Source organism: Kitasatospora sp. NPDC032121, assembly GCF_055580145.1.
Window position 1 is genome coordinate 227,972 of the sequence record NZ_JBVILX010000001.1, and the last position, 15,226, is coordinate 243,197.

Genomic DNA, 15,226 nt, shown 5'->3' on the forward strand with positions numbered 1-15,226 from the left:
CTCGTCGATGGGGGTCCCCCCGGCCGGAGGCTGGGGGAGGATGTCGCGGCTCGGGGTGTCGCGGCTCGGGGTGTCGCGACTCGGGCCGTCGCGGCTCAGGGTGTCGCGGACGAAGTGACGCCGGTCAGGTCGAGTAGGCGCTGTTCTCGTGAACGTAGTCGGCCGTCAGGTCGTTGGTCCACAGCGTGGCGCCCGCGGGGCCGGCGTTGAGGTTCGCCGTGATGACGACCTCGCGGCCCTTCATGTCCACCAGGTCGCGGTCCTCGCCGACGCCGCCGGACCTGCACACCCAGACGCCGTTGATGGCGACGTCCAGTTCGTTCGGGTCGAAGGCGGCGGAGGTGGTGCCGATCGCGGCCAGCACCCGGCCCCAGTTGGGGTCCTCGCCGTGGATGGCGCACTTGAGCAGGTTGTTGCGGCTGATCGTCCGGGCGACCTCGACCGCCTCGTCCTCGGTGGCGGCGCCGGTGACGTCGATCCGGATCTCCTTGCTCGCGCCCTCGGCGTCGCCGATCAGCTGACGGGCCAGGTCGGCGCTGACCGTGCGGACGGCCTCGGCGAACTCGGCCTGCTCCGGGGTGACGCCGGAGGCGGCGGAGGCGAGCAGCAGCACGGTGTCGTTGGTCGACATGCAGCCGTCGGAGTCGATCCGGTCGAAGGTGGTGCGGGTGGCGCCGCGCAGCGCGGTGTCCAGGGCGGCGACGTCCACGTCGGCGTCGGTGGTGAGGACGACCAGCATGGTGGCGAGGCTCGGGGCGAGCATGCCCGCGCCCTTGGCCATGCCGCCGACCGTCCAGCCGGCCGGACTGGTGTACTGGGCGGTCTTGTGCACCGTGTCGGTGGTCTTGATGGCGATCGCGGCGTCCTCGCCGCCGTCCTCGCCGAGTTCGCCGGCGGCGAGCGCTACCCCGGGGAGCAGGATGTCCATCGGCAGCCGAACGCCGATCAGGCCGGTGGAGGCGACGGCGACCTCGCCCGCGTTCAGGCCCAGCTCGGCGGCGACCTTCTCCGCGGTGGCGTGGGTGTCCTGGAAGCCGAGCGGGCCGGTGCAGGCGTTGGCGCCACCGGAGTTGAGGACGACGGCGGAGACCCGGCCGCCCTTGAGGACCTGCTCGGACCAGAGCACCGGTGCCGCCTTGACCCGGTTGGCGGTGAAGACGCCGGCCGCGGCGAGCGAAGGGCCGTCGTTGACCACCAGGGCGAGGTCGGGGGTGCCGGAGGCCTTGATGCCCGCGGTCACGCCGGCGGCCCGGAAGCCCTTGGCGGCCGTCACTCCGACGTTCGTGCTCTTGCTCACGGTGCGACTCCGTTCACGGGAAGGCCGAGCTCCTCGGGCAGACCGAGGGCGATGTTCATGCTCTGCACCGCGCCGCCGGCGGTGCCCTTGACCAGGTTGTCGATCGCGCTGATCGCGATGATCCGCCCGGCGGCGGCGTCCAGGGCGACCTGGACCAGGGCGGTGTTGGCGCCGTAGACGCTGCTGGTCTGCGGCCACTGCCCCTCGGGCAGCAGGTGGACGAAGGGCTCGTCCGCGAAGGCCTCGGTGTACGCGGCGCGCAGGCTCTGCGCCGTCACCCCGGGCCTGGCCTTGGCCGAGCAGGTGGCGAGGATGCCGCGCGGCATCGGGACGAGGGTGGGGGTGAAGGAGACGGTGACCGGCTCGCCCGCCAGCGGGGAGAGGTTCTGGGCCATCTCCGGGGTGTGCCGGTGGACGCCACCGACGCCGTACGGGCTGACGCTGCCCATCACCTCGCTGCCCAGCAGGTGCGGCTTGGCGGCCTTGCCGGCGCCGGAGGTGCCGGAGGCGGCGACCACCACGGCCTCCGGTTCGGCGAGCTGCGCGGCGTACGCGGGGAACAGCGCGAGAGAGACGGCCGTCGGGTAGCAGCCGGGTACGGCGATCCGGTTGCTGCCCGCCAACGCGGCGCGGTGGCCGGGGAGTTCGGGCAGGCCGTAGGGCCAGGTGCCGGCGTGTGCGGAGCCGTAGAACTGCTCCCAGTCGGTGGCGGCCTTGAGCCGGAAGTCGGCGCCGCAGTCGATCACCAGGACGTTCGGGCCGAGCTCCTCGGCGACGGCCGCGGACTGGCCGTGCGGGAGGGCCAGGAACACCACGTCGTGGTCGGCCAGCACCTTGGAGGTGGTGGCCTCGAGGACGCGGTCGGCGAGCGGGAGGAGGTGCGGCTGGAGCATGCCCAGTCTGGTGCCCGCGTTCGAGCCGCCGGTCAGCGCCCCGATCTCCACCTCCGGGTGGCCGAGCAGCAGGCGCAGCACCTCGCCGCCCGCATAACCGCTCGCGCCGGCGACGGCGACTCGCAATGCCATGGCGTTCCTCCTTCGTCTTGGCATGAATATACGCGCGGCGGAAAATTCATGCAAGGAGTTCGCGCCGGACCCCCGCCGGGGCGGGGTGGCGGGGTCAGCGCTTCACGGCTCGCAGCACCACGAACTTGGGGTTCCCGGCGACGAGTTGGCAGTTGCCGAAGAGGCGGCGCAGCTTGACGTGGTAGCCGAGGTGGCGGTTGCCGACCACCCAGAGCTCCCCGCCGGGCCGCAGCGCCCGCTTGGCGCCGGTGAACATCCGCCAGGCGGTGGCGTCGGTGGTGGCCTGGTGGGAGTGGAACGGCGGGTTGTTGAGCACCAGGTCCACCGAGCCGGGCGCCACCGCGTCCGCGGCCAGGGCGTCGGCCGTCAGGAACTCGGCCGCGGCGTCCGGGCCCAGGTTGGTGCGGAAGGTCTCCTCGGCGGAGGCCACCGCCTGGTGCGACTCGTCCACGAACACCAGCTCCGCGCCGGGCCCGGCCAGCGCGGCGGCCGTACCGACCACGCCGTTGCCGCAGCCGAGGTCCACCACGCGGGCGCCCGGGGCGGGGACGGGCAGGTGGGCGAGGAGGAAGCGGGTGCCGATGTCCAGCCGATCGGCGCAGAAGGTGCCCGCGTGGTTGACGACGGTACGGCCGGAGACGGGGCCGATGTCCGGGGGCAGCGCGTAGCGGTGCGGCCACGGGTTGGGGCCGGGGTCGAGCGCCCGGTCGGGGGCGCAGAAGATCAGCCGGGCCTTGCGGGCGGCCAGCGAGGTGCGGGTCGGGCCGAGGATCCGCTCGAAGAGCCGGAGCGTGGAGGTGTGGATCTCGGTGACCATGCCGGTGCCGATCACCACCGTGTCCTCGTGGAGGGCGGGGGCGAGCCGGTGCAGCTGGTCCTCCAGCAGGGCCAGGCTCTTGGGGACGCGCACCAGCAGCACGTCGATCCGCTCCGGCGGGGTGTCCCGGGTGGTGAGCAGCCGGGACTCGTCGACGGCGGCGCCGGCCCGGGCCAGGTTGGCCAGGGTGGCCCGGCGGCCGAGGTGGGAGTCGGTGATCTGGAACGGTCGGTAGTCGGCGAGCGCGGTGGTCAGCGCACCCCAGCGGTCGCCGAGGACGGCGACCGTGCGGTCGGCCAGCCCGGTCGCGGCGCCGGCCGCGCTGTCCGCCTCGCCCGCGAGGTGGCGCAGCAGGTACTCGTCGGCGGCGTCCCAGGCCCGCAGCCGCTCGCGCGGATCCTCGGGGAAGCGGGTGAGTTCGAAGGTGCCCCACGGGGTGGCGAAGGCGGTGTCCGGCGGGGTCGCGGCGGGCGTGGTCTGGGGATTCATCGTGTTCTCAGGCTATCCGACCTCCCGGCGGCGGTTACGGACGGATACTGGAAGGGCCCGACCGAGAGGGGTGAGGGTGATGGAGTGGAAACTCGAAGTCGTGGTGGTCCCGGTGTCCGACGTGGACCGCTCGAAGCTCTTCTACGAGGAGCAGGCCGGGTTCACCGTCAACCACGACACCCTGCTCCGGGACGGGGTCCGGGTGGTCCAGCTGACGCCCCCCGGCTCGCCCTGCTCGATCGTGGTGGGCGAGGGGGTGATCGACTCGCCGCCCGGCTCGGTCAAGGGGCTCCAGCTGGTGGTGCCCGACATCGAGCGGGCGCACGCCGAGCTGCAGGCCAGGGGCGTGCAGGTCAGCCCGGTCCAGCACTTCGTGGCGGGGGGCCGGGTCGACGGGCACGGCGAGGCCTGGAACAACTTCGTGTTCTTCAACGACCCGGACGGGAACGGCTGGGCGGTCCAGGAGGCGCCGCGCGCCGCGTAGGGCGGACCGGCCCCCGGCCTTGGGTAGGCTCCGAGGATGGCTGAACACGAGGGAAGCGTGCGGGTGGACAGCTGGATCTGGTCGGTCCGGCTGGTCAAGACGCGGGCGCTGGCGGCGGCCGCCTGCCGCGCCGGGCACGTCAAGGTGAACGGCGAGCGGGCCAAGCCCGCGCAGGCACTGAAGCCCGGAGACGAGGTGCGGGTCCGCGAGGAGGGGTACGAGCGGGTCGTGGTCGTGCGGCAGCTGATCCGCAAGCGGGTCGGCGCCGCGGCCGCGGCGGAGTGCCTGGTCGACAATAGCCCGCCGCGGCCGCCGCGCGAGTTCGTCGCGGCGGCCGGGACCCGGGACCGCGGGACCGGGCGGCCGACCAAGCGGGAGCGCCGCGAGCTGGACCAGCTGCGCGGGCACTGAGCGGGCACCGAGCGGCCCCGGACGCCGGGGCCGCGGGTGCGGAGAGCCGCGGAGCCGTTACGCGGCCGCGGTGGCGAGCACCTTGGCGAGGAAGCCGTCGAGGTTGGCCACCGTACGGTCGATCTGCAGCTCCAGCGGCAGCGACTCGTCGGGCCGGGTGACCAGGGTGGACTTCTTCAGCCCGCGCACGTAGAGCGAGCAGGCGAGGTCGGCGCAGATGTAGGTGCCGACCGTGTTGCCCTCGCGCCCGGCCGCCCCGGCCCGGCGGGCGGCGAGCAGCGCCACCCCCGACCCGGCGTGCGAGGTGATGCACAGCGAGCACACGTTGGTCTTGGTCAGGCTGCGCCGGATCACCGGCGAGCGCAGCGTCACGCCGACCAGCTCGCCCCCGTACGGCGCCACCAGGTACGCCCGGTCGGGCGCGCCCTGGTCCCGCCAGCCGAGGAAGTCCAGGTTCTCCCAGGGCAGTTCGGCCAGGCCCCGGGGCAGGTTGAGCCGACGGGCCTCGCCCTTGGAGCAGTTGACGAAGGACGCGCGGATCTCGTTCTCACCCAGGGATTCCATGCCGCGGAAGCTAACACCCGCCGACCGGCCGTGTCGCGCCGATTTTCACCCGGTCCGCACCGGGTGGGCGGCCTGGACGGCGAGCCGGCGCGGGGCGTCCTCGCCGATCCGGGTGAGCAGGTCGTCCAGGGCGAGGAAGACCTCCCAGCGCTCCCGTCCGCCGGCGGCGAGGCGCTCGACCACCAGGTCCTCCAGGTCCCGGACCCGCGTGTCCTTCCAGGCCTTGTCGGCCAGGCTGACCAGCAGTGACTCGACGGTGACACCGGGGCCGTCCCAGCTCGCGTGGGTGCGGGCGAAGCGGGCGAGGTGCTCGGGGACGCCGTGGGCGAGCAGCAGGGCGTGTCCGGCGGGCTCGTGCCGGGAGCCGGGGGCGGAGAGCTCCTCGGGGTGGATGGTCTTGCCGATGTCGTGGGTGGCGGCGCCGTAGAGGACAGCCTCGCGATCGAAGACCAGGCCCTCGCGGGCGCAGAACCCGGTGATCTCCTCGGCCACTTCGTGCACCAGGGCGAGGTGGGCGACCAGGCGGGGCGGGGCGTCGAGGGCGCGCAGCAGTTCGGCGGCGTCCGGGGGCAGCGGCGGCAGGGCGGTGGCGGTCACGCCGCAGGGTAGCCGGGACGGTGAGGGACTGTCAGTGGGGGTCCGTAGGCTTCGACGGTCCGGTCCCGGCGTAGGAGGGGGGCGCCGGGACCGGACCTGAGCGGACGACCGAGAACTACCGGAGGCCGGCTGAGGTCACTTCTTGAAGGCGACGCCGGCGTACGCCGACACGTCCTGCCAGCCCTCGGGGAGTTCGGTGGTGGGGACGTGGCCCGCGGTGGGGCGCCAGAGCGGGAGCTGGACGAGCCCGGGGCCGGCGAACTCGAAGTCGCCGAAGAAGGGCTCGACGCCGGCGCGGGGGCGCAGCACGAGCGGGGCGCTGGCGCTGCGGTAGACGCGGGTGCCCGCGGAGGCGCTCTCGCGGGAGGCGAAGTCCGGGCTGCCGTGGGAGAGGATCAGCGCGCTGCCGGGGGCGAGCGCGTCGCGCAGGGTCTGGACGATCTGCTGGGCGCCGTCCTCGTCCCGGATGAAGTGCAGCACGGCGACGAGCATCAGCGCGACCGGCTGGGAGAGGTCGATGGCGCCGGCCAGCGCGGGGTGGCCGAGGATCGCGGCCGGGTCCCGCAGGTCGGCCTCGATCACCGAGGTGTGCCCGGCGAGGTGGCTCGCCAGCAGGGCGCGGGCGTGGGTGGCGACGATCGGGTCGTTGTCCACGTACACCACCCGGGCGTCCGGGGCGACCCGCTGGGCGACCTCGCTGGTGGAGCCGACGGCCGGGATGCCGGTGCCGATGTCGACGAACTGGCGCACGCCCCGGCCCGCCACGAACTCCACGGCGCGGCCGAGGAACTGCCGGTTGGTGCGGGCCAGCAGCGGCAGCGCGGGGTAGGCGGCTATCGCGGCCTGGGCGGCCTTGCGGTCGGCCTCGAAGTTGTCCTTGCCGCCGAGGTAGTAGTCGTACATCCGGGCGGTGTGCGGGACGCCGGTGTCCAGCTCGCTCGGCGGCTGCCAGTCGTCGCTTCTGGCCCAGTCCCACTCGGTGTCCGTGCCCCGGCCGGTCGCCGCGCCGTCCTCGTACATCCTGTCCGCCCCCAATGCGCAATACCGGAAGAGTTTGGCCACCGCCTGTCAACACGCGGTGCGCGGCGATCGTATCCAAGGACACGGCGCGGAAACAGCGGGAGTTCAGGTTTACGCAACTGCCGGCGACAGAGTGTGTGCACGTCAAGGCCGGTCCGGCCGACCGGACGGACCGGATCGCCCGCCGGAGCCGTCCTCTCTATGCTGGCTGCCGATGACTGCCGACCGCCGCACCGTACTGCGCTCCACCGCCCGCCTCGCCGCCCTCGCCGCCGCGGGTGGCCTGCTCACAGCCTGCGGCACCGGGAACCTCCGCCGGGCCGACCCGGGGGCGCTGGCCGCGCACCCCGGCACCGTGGACCCGCAGCACACCACCGACCCGGCCTGGAGCGGCGGCGAGGGCCCGGCCTCCGCCACGGCCGCCGCTTCTGCGGAAGCCCGGCCCGACGGCGAGCCGACCGCCGCCGCCGAGCCGTCCACCCCGCCGGCCCCGCCGGTGCTGCCGCCGCTCGCGCCGGGCACCCCGGTCGAGGTCGCGTACGGGCCTCGCACCGGCAGGAACGTGGCGCTCACCTTCCACGGCAGCGGCGACCCGAAGCTGGCCACCGCGCTGCTGGAGGTCGCCGAGCAGCGCGGCGCCAGGCTGACCGTGATGGTCGTCGGCAGCTGGCTCGACCAGCAGCCGCAGATGGCCCGGCGGATCCTGGACGGCGGCCACGAGCTGGGCAACCACACCCAGAACCACCTCAACATCTCGGCCATGACACCGGAGCAGGCCCGTGCCGAGATCGCCCAGTGCGCGGAGCGCCTGCAGAAGCTCACCGGCTCGATCGGCCGCTGGTTCCGCCCCTCCGCCGCGCAGTACGCCACCCCGATGGTGCGCGAGCAGGCCAAGGCGGTCGGGTACGAGCACGTGCTGTCCTTCGACGTGGACCCGCGCGACTACAACGACCCCTCGGCCGCCGAGCTGCAGCGCCGGGTGCTGAACTCGGCGCGCGGCGGCTCGGTGGTGGCACTGCACATGGGGCACCAGTGCACGGTGGACGCGCTGCCCGCGATCCTGGACGGCCTGGCCAAGGCGGGGCTCAAGCCGGTGACCGCCAGCCAGCTCTGCGCCTGACCCCCGGCCCCGGCCCGGGCACCCGAACGCTCCGGCCCGGACACCCGGTCAGACCATCGGGTCGTCGTCCTTGTACGGGCGCAGCCGCAGCGTGCGGGCGTCCGCGGCGCGGATCGCGTCGGCCCGGTTGACCAGCTCCTCCAGGTTGTCCCGGCCGGCGTGGATGAACCGGCCGTGCAGCCCGTCGAAGCGGCCGCGGGCGGCGTCCACGATGACGGCCACCACGTACGGGATGGAGCCCCAGGCCGTGGTGTCCCGGAACATCGGCATCCCGGCGGTCATGTCGGTGGCCACCGCGCCCGGGCTGATGTCGAGGACCACGATGCCGTTGCGGGCGAGCGAGTCCGCCATGTTGTCGGAGAGCTGGAGCAGCGCGCCCTTGGAGGTGGCGTACGCGGTGTAGTTGCCGTCCGGGCGCAGCGCGAAGCCCGAGTTGAGGTTGATCACCCGGCCGCGCCGGCGGGCGACCATGCCGGGCAGCACGCAGCGCAGCAGATTGTAGGGGCCGCGCAGGTTGGTCTCGATCACCTGCCACCACTGGTTGGCGTCGGTCTCCCAGAGCGGCACCTCGGCGCGGTCGACCAGGCCGGCGTTGTTGATCAGCAGGTTGGTCGGCCCGAGGTCGCGCTCGATCACCCGGACCGCCTCGCGCACCGAGCCCGGACGGGTGACGTCGGCGGTCACGGCGACGCCCCGGGAGCCGCGCTTGACGCACTCCTTGAGTGTGTCGGTCAGGGTCTCGTGGGTGCGGCCGACCAGGCCGACGGACATCCCCTCGGCGGCCAGGCCGATGGCGAGCTCCCGGCCGATGCCCCGGCCGGCGCCGGTGATCAGGGCGACCTGTCCTGCGAGTGATCCCGTCGACACGCTGTGCTCCCTTCGCGCCCCCGGCCCTGTCCGCTTCGGCCCCGGCCCCCGTCTGCGGCATTCTGTCGGCCGAGCGGCGGAGCCGGCCCCGGGCACACGGGACCGGGGGCCCTGCCTCACCCGTTCGGGGGATTCCCGGCGGTGGCACCCTGCCGGGGAGGGGGTGACCTACTGGTCGGTACGGAGTAGTAACGTCGTCGGGGCGGTGACCGGTGCACCCATTCCGGTACACCGGCCCGTCGTCCAGCAGCTCGCTGGGCCACCCGTAGCTGGGCGACCCCCAGCACCGTCGAAGGGCAACTGAGTGAGTGACATCGCGCGCGTCGGAGTGATCGGCTGCGGCCTGATGGGGTCGGGCATCGCCGAGGTCTTCGCCCGGGCCGGGCTGGACGTCCTGGTGTCGGAGGCCAGCGGTGAGGCGCTGGAGTTCGGCCGCACCCGGCTGACCAACTCCCTGGAGACGGCGGTCAAGCGGGGCAAGCTGACGCCCGAGCAGCGGGACGAGGCGCTGGCCCGGCTGTCCTTCACCGTCGACCTGTCCGACTTCGCCGACCGCGACCTGGTGGTCGAGGCCGTCGCCGAGCGCGAGGACATCAAGGTCGGGATCTTCGAGACCCTGGACCGGGTGATCGAGCGCCGCGACGCGATCCTCGCCTCCAACACCTCCTCGATCCCGATCGTGAAGCTGGCCGCCGCCACCACCCGCCCGGAGCAGGTGATCGGCCTGCACTTCTTCAACCCGGCGCCGGTGCAGAAGCTGGTCGAGGTCATCCCCACGCTGACCACCTCGGCGACCACCACCGAGCGGGTGGAGGCCTTCGCCTCCCAGGTGCTCGGCAAGGAGCCGATCCGCGCCCGCGACCGGGCCGGCTTCGTGGTCAACGCGCTGCTGGTGCCGTACCTGCTGTCCGCGGTGCGGATGTTCGAGTCGGGCGTGGCCACCGCCTCCGACATCGACAAGGGCATGGAGGCCGGCTGCGCCCACCCGATGGGCCCGCTGCGGCTGTGCGACCTGATCGGCCTGGACACCATCGTCTCGATCGCCGAGTCGATGTACGACGAGTACAAGGAGCCGCTGTACGCCGCTCCCCCGCTGCTCTCCCGGATGGTGGACGCGGGCCTGCTGGGCCGCAAGTCCGGCCGGGGCTTCTACGACTACACCGCGAGCGCCTGACACTCCGGCGCTTCCGGACAGCGGGGCCCGGCGGCCGTGAACCGGCGGCCGGGCCCCGCTGTCCGGTGCGGCGTCAGCTGTTGATGGTGTAACTGTCGCCGTAGACCTTCCACTTCAGCGGCGGGTTGAGGTCGAAGTTCTTGGCGTTGAGGAAGACCAGCTGCTCGGTGTCCACCCGGCTGGTGTCGGAGTGCGCCTCCTCCTTCTTCATGACCACCTTGCGGGCGTCCAGGAAGGCCTTGAGGTAGGTGGCCTCGTCGCCGCCCTGGGCGGGGGTCTTGGCCTTCTTCATCGCGGCGGCGCGGATGCCGCCGAAGCTGTCCGAGCTGTTGCCCGGGCCGTGCATGACGATGGCGTCGTAGTAGGCGAACTGGCCGAGCGCGCGCAGGCCGTCGCTCTTGGCCTGATTGACGGCGGGGTTGAAGTACACCCGGTCGCGCTCGTCGTTCTGGGCCTGCTGGAAGACGGTGTCCTTGGCGGCGGCGGCCCAGTCCTTCTCGAACGCGGAGCCGAGGCCGGCGTGCGAGTCGGTGCCGTTGACCTTCTTCAGGGCCGGCAGGTACTTGGCCAGGACGTTGCCGGGCTTGAGGTCGGTGTAGTGCTGGACCAGCTCCAGCATGTCACCGGTGCCGGAGCAGAAGCCGATGATGCCGGCGGTGTAGCCGCGGCCGTCCTTGATGTCCTCGATGTACTTGTACTGGGCCTTCCAGTCCAGCGACGAGTTCTCCGCGCTGGACACCAGCTGCATGGCGATGTCCTTCTTGTGCGGGTCGTCCAGCCCGACCCCCGCGAGCCGGACGGCGGCGGCCGGCGACGGGGCGGCCTGGGCCGCCGAGGTGGCCGCGACGGTGAGCGGCGCGGCCACCAGGGCGGCGGCGAGGGCGATGCGGAGGGCACGACGGGGCTGAGGGCGCATGGGACGCTCCGATTCCTCGTGGGTTAGGAAACTTTCCTAACGAGAAGAAAACCCCTCGGGCCGCACTCCCGCAAGCGTTTTGACGGAACTTCTTCAAGAAACCTCGGAACCGCGGATCGCAGCCGTCGACCGGGCGAACACCACCGACATCCCGTCCTCGGCCACCACGGTCAGCAGCACGGCCATGAAGTCGTGCCGGCGAGCGGGTCGAGGGACGCCAACCGCCCGTCCGGCAGCAGGAGTTCGGGCCGCTCGGCGAGGGCCGGGGCGAGCAGGACCCGGGCCTGCCGGCCGCCGGAGAGCCGGCCGTACCTGCGGTCCAGCGGGATGCCGAGGCCGTCCAGGTCCAGGTGGGTACGGACCCGGGCCTCGTCCCAGCGGCGGTTGAGGTGTCGGCCCATCGCCGGCAGGTCGCGCACCGGCAGGCCGGGGTAGAGCCCGGCGTTCCGGGCGACGAAGCCGACCCGGTCCAACGCGCGCGGGGAGCCGGGCAGTTGGTCACCGAGGACGGTCAGCGCGCCCTGCTCGGCAGGGCCAGTCCGGCGGCCAGGCCGAGCAGCGTGGTCTTGCCGGCGCCGTTCGGGCCGACCAGGGCCACCACGTGCCCGGAAACGACGGACGTGCCGTCAACTCCGCGGAGGAGGCGGGAAAGGGAAGGGGCCCCGCCCCGGACTCGTGGTCCGGGGCGGGGCCCTCCTCGGGCGCTGCCGCGCCGGCTGCCGCGTCAGGCGCCGCGCAGCACCGCGCCGGTGCGGGCGACGGCCTCGGCGACGGCCGCCTCACGGGCGGCGGTGGCCTCGTCGGCGGTCAGGGTGCGGTCGACCGCGCGGAAGCGCAGCGCGTACGCCAGCGACTTCTTGCCCTCGCCGACCTGCTCACCGGTGAACACGTCGAACAGCCGGATGGCCTCCAGCAGTTCACCCGCGCCGGCACGCAGCGCGGCCTCGACCTCGGCCGCCGGAACGGCGGTGTCGACGATCAGCGCGACGTCCTGGGTCGCCACCGGGAAGCCGGAGACGGTCGGGCCGCCGACCCGCTCGGCGCCGTCGGCGGTGAGCAGGTCGATGTCGATCTCCATCGCGGCGGTGCGGGCCGGCAGCCCGAGCGCCTTGACGACCCGCGGGTGCAGCTCACCGGCGTGGCCGACCACCCGGTCGGTGCCCGCCACCAGCAGCTCGGCGCAGCGGCCCGGGTGCCACGGCGCCAGCTGGCCCTGGCGGACGGTCAGCTCGATGCCGGCCGCCCGGGCCACCGTGCGGGCCGCCTCGACGGCGTCCGCCCAGGAGGCCTGGGCGCCCTTGCCCCACCAGCCCGAGGGCAGCCGCTCGCCCGCGAGGGCGACGGCGATGCGGCGCGGCTGCTCCGGCAGCGCGGCGTCCAGCGCGGCCAGCTCCTCGTCGCTGGGCCGGTGGTCGACCGCCGGGCGCGGGGCCACGCTCAGCTCGTCCTTGGGCAGGAAGACGGTGCCGGTCTCGAAGATCGCCAGGTCGGTGTTGCCCCGGCCGACGTTGCGGCGCAGCGCGCCGAGCAGGCCCGGCAGCAGCGTGGTGCGCAGCGCCGGCTCCTCGTCGTTCAGCGGGTTGACCAGCTTCACCGTGCGGCGGCGCCGGTCGTCCGCCTCCAGGCCGAGCGCCTCGAAGGCGGTCTCGCCGAGGAACGGGTAGTTGTTGACCTCGACGTAGCCGGCCCCGGCCAGCGCGACGCCGATCCGGCGGTTCACCCGCTGGGCCTCGGTCAGGCCCTTGCCCGGGGGGACGTTGGGCATCCGGGCGGGGACGTTGTCGTAGCCCTCCAGCCGGATGACCTCCTCGGCGAGGTCGTACGGGTCGGTGAGGTCGGGGCGCCAGGTCGGCGGGGTGACCTCCAGGATGTCGGCGCCGGAGACCGAGCAGCCGATCTCCTGCAGGCGCCGGGTGACGGTCTCGCGGCCGTACCCGGTGCCGGCCACCCGGTCGGGCAGGTCGGCGGCGATGGTGATGGTGCGCACCGGGTGCGGGGCGGCGATGTCGGTGACCCCGGCCTCGGCGGTACCGCCAGCGATCAGGACCAGCAGGTCGACGGCGCGCTGCGCGGCGGCGCGGGCGGCCTCCGGGTCGACGCCGCGCTCGAAGCGCTTGGACGCCTCGGAGGGCAGCTTGTGCCGCTTGGCGCTGCGGGCGATGGCGACCGCGTCGAAGTGCGCCGCCTCGATGATCACCTCGGTGGTGCCCGGGCCTGCGGCCGGGTCGAGGATCTCGGTGGAGGCGCCGCCCATCACACCGGCCAGGCCGATCGGGCCGCTGTTGTCGCAGATCAGCAGGTCCTCGGCAGAGAGCTTGCGCTCGACCCCGTCGAGGGTGGTGAGCACCTCGCCCTGCTCCGCCCGGCGGACGACGATCGGGCCGTCCACGCGCTGCTTGTCGTAGGCGTGCAGCGGCTGGCCGACCTCCAGCATCACGTAGTTGGTGATGTCGACGGTCAGCGAGATCGGGCGGATGCCCGACTTCTGCAGCCGGCGCTGGAGCCAGATCGGGGACTTGGCGTTCGGGTCGAGGCCGACGACCGTACGGGCCACGAAGCGGTCGCAGCCGGCCTGGTCGTTGACCTTCACCAGGTAGCCGAAGGAGTTCGCCGGCGGCACGTCGAGCAGCGCCGGGTCGGCCAGCGGCAGCCCGTACGCGGCGGCGGCCTCACGGGCCACGCCGCGCATGGACAGGCAGTAGCCGCGGTCCGGGGTGACGGCGATGTCGAGCACCTCGTCGACGAGCTGGAGCAGCTCGACGGCGTCGGTGCCGGCCTCGTACTCCGGCGGGAGCACGATGATGCCGTTGTGGTCGTCGCCCATGCCCAGCTCGCGGGCGGAGCAGATCATGCCGGCCGAGGTGTGGCCGTAGGTCTTGCGGGCGGCGATCGGGAACGGGCCGGGCAGCACGGCGCCCGGGAGCACGACGACGACCTTGTCGCCGACGGCGAAGTTCGTCGCACCGCAGACGATCTCCTGCGGCTCGCCGGTGCCGTTGACGTCGCCGACGTTCACGAAGCAGTGCCGGATCGGCTTCTTGAAGCCGGACAGCTCCTCGATGGAGAGCACCTCGCCGACCACCAGCGGGCCCTTGAGGTCCGCGCCGAGCTGCTCGACGGTCTCGACCTCCAGGCCGGCCCGGACCAGGCGCTCCGCGACGTCACGACCGGTCTCGCCGGCCGGCAGGTCGACGTACTCGCGCAGCCAGGAAAGCGGGACGCGCATCAGATCTCCATCCCGAACGGGAGGGTGAAGCGGACGTCACCCTCGACCATGTCGCGCATGTCGGCGACGTTGTGACGATTCATCAGGATCCGCTCCAGGCCCAGGCCGAAGGCGAAGCCGCTGTAGCGGTTGGGGTCGACACCGCAGGCGACCAGCACCCGCGGGTTGACCACGCCGCAGCCACCGAGCTCGATCCAGCCCTCGGAGGAGCAGGTCCGGCACGGCCGGTCCGGGTTGCCGACGCTCTCGCCGCGGCACACGAAGCACTGGAGGTCGATCTCCGCGCTCGGCTCGGTGAACGGGAAGTACGAGGGGCGCCAGCGCAGCTCCAGGCCGCCGCCGATCAGCTTCTCGACCAGCACCTCGATGGTGCCCTTGAGGTCGGCGAAGGTGATGCCCTCGTCCACCGCGAGGCCCTCGACCTGGCGGAAGACCGGGGTGTGGGTGGCGTCCAGCTCGTCGGTCCGGTAGACCCGGCCCGGGCAGACCACGTAGATGGGGGGCTCGCGGTCGAGCATGGTGCGGGCCTGGACCGGGGAGGTCTGGGTGCGCAGCACCACGCCGGAGTCGGCGGAGCCGTCCGGGGCCTGGACGAAGAAGGTGTCCTGCATCGAGCGGGCCGGGTGGTCCGGGCCCAGGTTGAGGGCGTCGAAGTTGAGCCACTCGGCCTCGACCTCGGGGCCCTCGGCGACCTGGTAGCCCATCGCGACGAAGGTGTCCTCGATGCGCTCGGCCATGGTGGTCAGCGGGTGCCGGGCGCCGCGCGGGGCGCGGTCGTACGGCAGCGTGACGTCCACCGCCTCCTCGACCAGCACGCGGGCGTCCCGCTCGGCCTCCAGCTCGGCCTGCCGCTTGGCGAGGGCCTGGTTGACGGCCCCGCGGGCCTGGCCGATCAGCTTTCCGGCGGCCGCCTTGGCGTGCGGGGGCAGGGCGCCGATCTCGCGGTTCGCGAGCGAGAGCGCGGAGCGGTCGCCGGTGTGGGCGACCTTGGCCTGCTTCAGCTCGTCCAGGGAGCCGGCGGCGGCGAACGCGGCGATCGCCTCGTCCCGCGCCTGCTCCACCACCTCGGGCTTGAGGGCCTCGACCTCGACCGGGTCGTACGACTTGTTGGGTGCCGACATCTCTATCTTTCCCGTGCTCCTGCTCGTCCGTGCTCAAGGTCTTGGGGTCAACGCCAAAGGTCGAGTGTAGTCGCAGCGTGTAGCGCCGCTCGGCGCCG

The 15,226-nt window shown here is 73.3% G+C and carries 14 protein-coding genes and 1 pseudogene; 4 read left to right on the top strand and 11 right to left on the bottom strand.

What is annotated here, in order from left to right; all coding sequences use genetic code 11:
• Window positions 1-124: 124 nt before the first annotated feature.
• The 3 genes from argJ to ACZ5OX_RS01025 all read right to left on the bottom strand — a co-directional run bounded on the left by argJ (window position 125) and on the right by ACZ5OX_RS01025 (window position 3,628).
• Complete coding sequence (argJ, locus tag ACZ5OX_RS01015) at window positions 125-1,297, bottom strand: bifunctional glutamate N-acetyltransferase/amino-acid acetyltransferase ArgJ (protein ID WP_465627954.1); 1,173 nt, start codon at window positions 1,295-1,297, stop codon at window positions 125-127.
• On the bottom strand, window positions 1,294-2,322 hold the full coding sequence (argC, locus tag ACZ5OX_RS01020) for an N-acetyl-gamma-glutamyl-phosphate reductase (protein WP_465627956.1): 1,029 nt from the start codon (window positions 2,320-2,322) through the stop codon (window positions 1,294-1,296). The genes argJ and argC overlap by 4 nt, the downstream gene beginning before the upstream one ends.
• Window positions 2,323-2,416: 94 nt before the next feature.
• Complete coding sequence (locus tag ACZ5OX_RS01025; protein WP_465627958.1) at window positions 2,417-3,628, bottom strand: methyltransferase; 1,212 nt, start codon at window positions 3,626-3,628, stop codon at window positions 2,417-2,419.
• A gap of 79 nt (window positions 3,629-3,707) precedes the next feature.
• Between ACZ5OX_RS01025 and ACZ5OX_RS01030 the strand changes: the two genes are divergently transcribed.
• The gene (locus ACZ5OX_RS01030) at window positions 3,708-4,112 is read left to right on the top strand and encodes a VOC family protein (RefSeq protein WP_392874567.1); all 405 of its coding nucleotides are present in this window, start codon (window positions 3,708-3,710) and stop codon (window positions 4,110-4,112) included.
• Window positions 4,113-4,148: 36 nt separating this feature from the next.
• The gene (locus tag ACZ5OX_RS01035; protein WP_465627961.1) at window positions 4,149-4,523 is read left to right on the top strand and encodes an RNA-binding S4 domain-containing protein; all 375 of its coding nucleotides are present in this window, start codon (window positions 4,149-4,151) and stop codon (window positions 4,521-4,523) included.
• Window positions 4,524-4,580: 57 nt separating this feature from the next.
• Here ACZ5OX_RS01035 and ACZ5OX_RS01040 read toward each other — a convergent pair whose 3' ends face one another.
• From ACZ5OX_RS01040 to ACZ5OX_RS01050, 3 genes are all read right to left on the bottom strand, one after another.
• Complete coding sequence (locus ACZ5OX_RS01040; RefSeq protein ID WP_449789535.1) at window positions 4,581-5,087, bottom strand: FBP domain-containing protein; 507 nt, start codon at window positions 5,085-5,087, stop codon at window positions 4,581-4,583.
• Between the two features lie 45 nt (window positions 5,088-5,132).
• Entirely contained in the window at window positions 5,133-5,684 is a 552-nt protein-coding gene (locus tag ACZ5OX_RS01045; protein ID WP_465627963.1) for an HD domain-containing protein, read from the bottom strand.
• 135 nt (window positions 5,685-5,819) lie between these two features.
• Window positions 5,820-6,704 carry an SAM-dependent methyltransferase gene (locus ACZ5OX_RS01050; protein WP_465627965.1) on the bottom strand — a complete coding sequence of 295 codons (885 nt, stop codon included), beginning with the start codon at window positions 6,702-6,704 and terminating at the stop codon, window positions 5,820-5,822.
• Between the two features lie 214 nt (window positions 6,705-6,918).
• On the opposite strand from ACZ5OX_RS01050, the gene ACZ5OX_RS01055 reads away from it, so the two are divergent.
• Window positions 6,919-7,824 carry a polysaccharide deacetylase family protein gene (locus ACZ5OX_RS01055; RefSeq protein ID WP_465627967.1) on the top strand — a complete coding sequence of 302 codons (906 nt, stop codon included), beginning with the start codon at window positions 6,919-6,921 and terminating at the stop codon, window positions 7,822-7,824.
• A 48-nt stretch (window positions 7,825-7,872) separates the two neighbouring features.
• On the opposite strand, the gene ACZ5OX_RS01060 is transcribed toward ACZ5OX_RS01055, so the two are convergent.
• Window positions 7,873-8,691, bottom strand: a complete 819-nt coding sequence (locus ACZ5OX_RS01060; protein ID WP_465627969.1) for an SDR family NAD(P)-dependent oxidoreductase — start codon at window positions 8,689-8,691, stop codon at window positions 7,873-7,875.
• 304 nt (window positions 8,692-8,995) lie between these two features.
• On the opposite strand from ACZ5OX_RS01060, the gene ACZ5OX_RS01065 reads away from it, so the two are divergent.
• A complete protein-coding gene (locus ACZ5OX_RS01065) occupies window positions 8,996-9,865 on the top strand; it encodes a 3-hydroxybutyryl-CoA dehydrogenase (RefSeq protein WP_465627971.1) in 870 nt (289 codons plus the stop codon).
• Between the two features lie 73 nt (window positions 9,866-9,938).
• Here the strand turns inward: ACZ5OX_RS01065 and ACZ5OX_RS01070 are convergent, their stop codons facing one another.
• From ACZ5OX_RS01070 to pheS, 4 genes and pseudogenes are all read right to left on the bottom strand, one after another.
• A complete protein-coding gene (locus ACZ5OX_RS01070) occupies window positions 9,939-10,781 on the bottom strand; it encodes a chitosanase (protein ID WP_465627973.1) in 843 nt (280 codons plus the stop codon).
• A 170-nt stretch (window positions 10,782-10,951) separates the two neighbouring features.
• Window positions 10,952-11,382: pseudogene (locus ACZ5OX_RS01075) on the bottom strand (ATP-binding cassette domain-containing protein).
• Window positions 11,383-11,505: 123 nt separating this feature from the next.
• Window positions 11,506-14,007: a phenylalanine--tRNA ligase subunit beta gene (pheT, locus tag ACZ5OX_RS01080; protein WP_465627975.1), complete on the bottom strand. Its 2,502-nt coding sequence runs from the start codon at window positions 14,005-14,007 to the stop codon at window positions 11,506-11,508.
• Window positions 14,007-15,128 carry a phenylalanine--tRNA ligase subunit alpha gene (gene pheS, locus ACZ5OX_RS01085; RefSeq protein ID WP_316520288.1) on the bottom strand — a complete coding sequence of 374 codons (1,122 nt, stop codon included), beginning with the start codon at window positions 15,126-15,128 and terminating at the stop codon, window positions 14,007-14,009. The genes pheT and pheS overlap by 1 nt, the downstream gene beginning before the upstream one ends.
• Between the last annotated feature and the right edge of the window lie 98 nt (window positions 15,129-15,226).